Below are 3,456 nucleotides of genomic sequence, written 5' to 3'. Positions count from 1 at the left end.
GCACCAAGGACCGCCGCAAGGACCGCGAGTCCTACGCCGAGATGTGGCGCCGCTGGATCTACGACGACTACTACCGCAGCTACCTGCTCCCGCTGGAGAAGTACGGCCTGGTCATCCCGCACGACCTGGTCGAGGAGGCGTGGAACCGGATCACCAACAAGTTCTACGTGCACCGGGTCGCGCAGTTCTTCGCCACCGGCTGGCCGGTCAACTACTGGCGCATCGACGGCATGACCGACGCCGACTTCGAGTGGTTCGAGGACAAGTACCCGGGCTGGTACAACCAGTTCGGCAAGTGGTGGGAGGCCTACAACCGGCTGCGCTACCCGGGCCGCAACAAGCCGATCGCGTTCGAAGAGGTCGGCTACGAGTACCCGCACCGCTGCTGGACCTGCATGGTGCCCTGCCTCGTCCGCGAGGACCTGGTGGTCGACAAGGTCGACGACCAGTGGCGCACCTACTGCTCGGAAACCTGCGCCTGGACCGACAAGGTCGCCTTCCGCCCCGAGTACGAGGGCCGGGAGACCCCGAACATGGGCCGGCTCACCGGCAAGCGCGAGTGGGAGACGCTGCACCACGACCGGGATCTCGCCGACATCGTCAAGGACCTGGGCTACGTCCGCGACGACGGCAAGACGCTCATCCCGCAGCCGCACCTGGACCTGGACGACCCGAAGAAGCTGTGGACGCTCGACGACCTCCGCGGCATCCGGTTCGCCAGCCCGAACGTCACGCTCAACCAGATGACCGATCAGGAGCGCGAGGAGTGGGCCGCGGCCTACCGCGCCAACCCGAACGTCACGGTCGCCTGACGGCCTGAGGACCCGCGGACGGCGGTGTGCCCCCACCGCCGTCCGCTCCCCGGAGAATCGAGAGACCAATGGCCGACAAGCACCGCATCTCCTTCGAACCGGTCGACATCGAGATGGAGGTCGGCGAGGACGAGAAGATCCTCGACGCCGCGTTCCGCCAGGGCATCCACCTCATGCACGGGTGCCGCGAGGGCCAGTGCTCGGCGTGCAAGTCGTACGTGCTGGACGGCGAGATCCAGATGGAGCGCTACTCGACGTTCGCCTGCAACGACGCCGAGGTCGAAGAGGGCTATGTGCTGCTGTGCCGGGCGCACGCCTTCAGCGACTGCACCATCGAGCTGCTCAACTTCGACGAGGAGGAGCTGCTCAACTCCGCCCCGCTGCAGCGGATCCGGACCGAGGTCGTCGAGATCGTGGAGCACACGCACGACATCGTCGGGCTCAAGCTCAAGCCGGTCGACCCGCCGGCGTACGAGTTCAAACCCGGCCAGTACGCCGACCTGACCATCCCGGGCACCGACGAGCACCGGTCGTTCTCGATGGCGACGATCCCATCCACCGCCGACCACATCGAGTTCGTCATCAAGAAGTACCCGGGCGGCCGGTTCTCCGCGTTGCTCGACGACGGGATCGCGGCCGGCGACACGATCGAGCTGACCGGGCCGTACGGCAACTTCACGCTCAAGAACGGGCACGTGCTGCCCCTGGTGCTGATGGCGGGCGGCGCCGGTATGGCTCCGGTGCTCAGCCTGCTGCGCCACCTCAGCGAAACCGGGGACACCCGGCGGATCCGCTTCTACTACGGCGCCCGCACCGCCGCGGACCTGTTCTACCTGGACGAGATCCGCGCCCTGGGCGAACGGCTGCCCGACTTCGGGTTCGTCGTCGCGCTCTCGGAGTCCACCGAGGGCGCCGGTGAGCTCGGGGTCACGGCCGAACCGGGGATGGTCACCGACGTGGTGGCGGCCAGGGAGCCCGAGCTGCACCGCAGCGAGGTGTACCTGTGCGGCCCGCCGCCCATGGTGGACGCCGCGCTGGCGCTGGCGGCGAGCCAGGGCGTGCCGGACGACCAGGTGTTCTACGACAAATTCACCACGTCGGTTCGCGACGAGTAGACATCGCAAGGAGACATCACATGACGAGCAGTGCGAAGACGCGCAGCTTCCCGAAGGTGGAGTTCACCGACTCCGAGGCGGGTGCCCTGGAGTTCCCGAGCTCGAAGAGCCGCAGCTACAACTACTTCAAGCCGGCGAAGCTGCGCGCCACGGTGTACGAGGACGTCACCGTCGACGTGCAGCCGGACCCCGAGCGGCACCTGTCCCAGGGCTGGATCTACGGCTTCGGCGACGGGCCCGGCGGTTATCCGAAGGAGTGGACCGCCGCGAAGTCGTCGAACTGGCACGCCTTCCTCGACCCGAACGAGGAGTGGGAGCAGACGATCTACCGCAACAACTCCGCGGTGGTCCGTCAGGTCTCCCTGTGCCTGGAGAACGCCAAGCGCGCGGGCGCCTACGGCAACTGGAACACCGCCTGGCAGAAGTTCATCGCCCGCAACCTCGGAGCGTGGATGCACGCCGAGAACGGGATGGCGCTGCACGTGTTCACCTCGATCCAGCGCTCCGGCCCGACCAACATGATCAACACCGCGGTGGCCGTCAACGCGGCGCACAAGATGCGCTTCGCGCAGGACCTCGCGCTGTTCAACCTGGACCTGTCGGAGTCGCTGGACACCTTCGACGGGTCGGTGCACAAGGAGGTGTGGGCCTCGGCCGAGGAGTGGCAGCCCACCCGCAAGGCCGTCGAAGAGCTCACCGCGGTCGGCGACTGGGCGGAACTGCTGTTCGGCGCCAACGTCGTGTTCGAGCAGCTCGTCGGCCAGCTCTTCCGGTCGGAACTGGTCATGCAGATCTCCGCCACCAACGGCGACTACATCACCCCGACGATCGTGGGCACCGGCGAGCACGACTACAGCCGCGACCTCGGCTACACGCGGGCGCTGTTCCGCATGCTCACCCGCGACGAGCAGCACGGCGAGGCCAACAAGGAGCTGTTCGGCCGGTGGCTCGCGAAGTGGGTGCCGCCGTGCCTGGACGCCGCCTACGCGCTGCAGCCGATCTGGTCGCAGCCGGCCGAGAAGGCCCGCACCTTCGCCGACTCGCTCGGCGCGACCAAGGAGAAGTTCACCCAGCTGCTCGAGGAGATCGGGCTGGACATCCCGAAGGAGTTGGACAAGTGAGCAGCACCATGCAGTTCGGTTCGCAGGCCGGGTCTTCGAACATGTGCGGCGTCACGCTGATGAACACCCCCGTCGGGCGCGTGGTAGCCGACGTGATGGGAGCCAAGGACGGCGTCTCGCTCGTGGAGTACCCGTCGATGATCCGCGTGGACGGCACCCGGCTCCTGGAGTTCGACTACGACGAGCTGACCGAGGCCCTCGGCGAGCCGTTCGACGGGTCGATCTTCGAGGAGATCAGCTCCACCCACTACGGCCGCATGGTGCACCTGGACGACCGCACCCTGCTGTTCGCCAACCCCGAGGACGCCGCCGAGTACATCGGTTTCGACCTGTCCGCGCACGGCTGACGACACCACACCCCGCACTCGTGGTGGGGGGGGGCGCTCCGGCGCCGCCCCGCACACCTCA

Annotated in this window: 3 protein-coding genes and 1 pseudogene; all 4 read left to right on the top strand. The window is 67.5% G+C overall.

Going from position 1 to position 3,456, the window contains the following annotated elements; genetic code table 11:
• Nucleotides 1–812 (top strand): annotated as a pseudogene (locus tag ABZ215_RS43480) (methane monooxygenase); the annotation flags it as partial.
• Between the two features lie 68 nt (nt 813–880).
• Nucleotides 881–1,927: a 2Fe-2S iron-sulfur cluster-binding protein gene (locus ABZ215_RS43475; protein ID WP_020419346.1), complete on the top strand. Its 1,047-nt coding sequence runs from the start codon at nt 881–883 to the stop codon at nt 1,925–1,927.
• Between the two features lie 20 nt (nt 1,928–1,947).
• Complete coding sequence (locus ABZ215_RS43470) at nt 1,948–3,048, top strand: aromatic/alkene monooxygenase hydroxylase subunit beta (protein ID WP_020419347.1); 1,101 nt, start codon at nt 1,948–1,950, stop codon at nt 3,046–3,048.
• Nucleotides 3,049–3,056: 8 nt separating this feature from the next.
• Nucleotides 3,057–3,395: a propane 2-monooxygenase effector subunit MimD gene (gene mimD, locus ABZ215_RS43465; RefSeq protein ID WP_037323764.1), complete on the top strand. Its 339-nt coding sequence runs from the start codon at nt 3,057–3,059 to the stop codon at nt 3,393–3,395.
• Nucleotides 3,396–3,456 lie beyond the last annotated feature (61 nt).

This window comes from Amycolatopsis sp. NPDC006131 (assembly GCF_040614175.1).
Taxonomy (GTDB): domain Bacteria; phylum Actinomycetota; class Actinomycetes; order Mycobacteriales; family Pseudonocardiaceae; genus Amycolatopsis_E; species Amycolatopsis_E tucumanensis.
Note: the sequence above shows the minus strand (reverse complement) of the source record. Positions and strands in the feature narration are given on the sequence as shown.

Excerpts from the sequence above, each read along its gene's own strand:
- ABZ215_RS43475 (WP_020419346.1), top strand. The coding sequence starts at position 881 with ATGGCCGACAAGCACCGCATCTCCTTCGAACCGGTCGACATCGAGATG.
- ABZ215_RS43470 (WP_020419347.1), top strand. The coding sequence starts at position 1,948 with ATGACGAGCAGTGCGAAGACGCGCAGCTTCCCGAAGGTGGAGTTCACC.
- mimD (WP_037323764.1), top strand. The coding sequence starts at position 3,057 with ATGCAGTTCGGTTCGCAGGCCGGGTCTTCGAACATGTGCGGCGTCACG.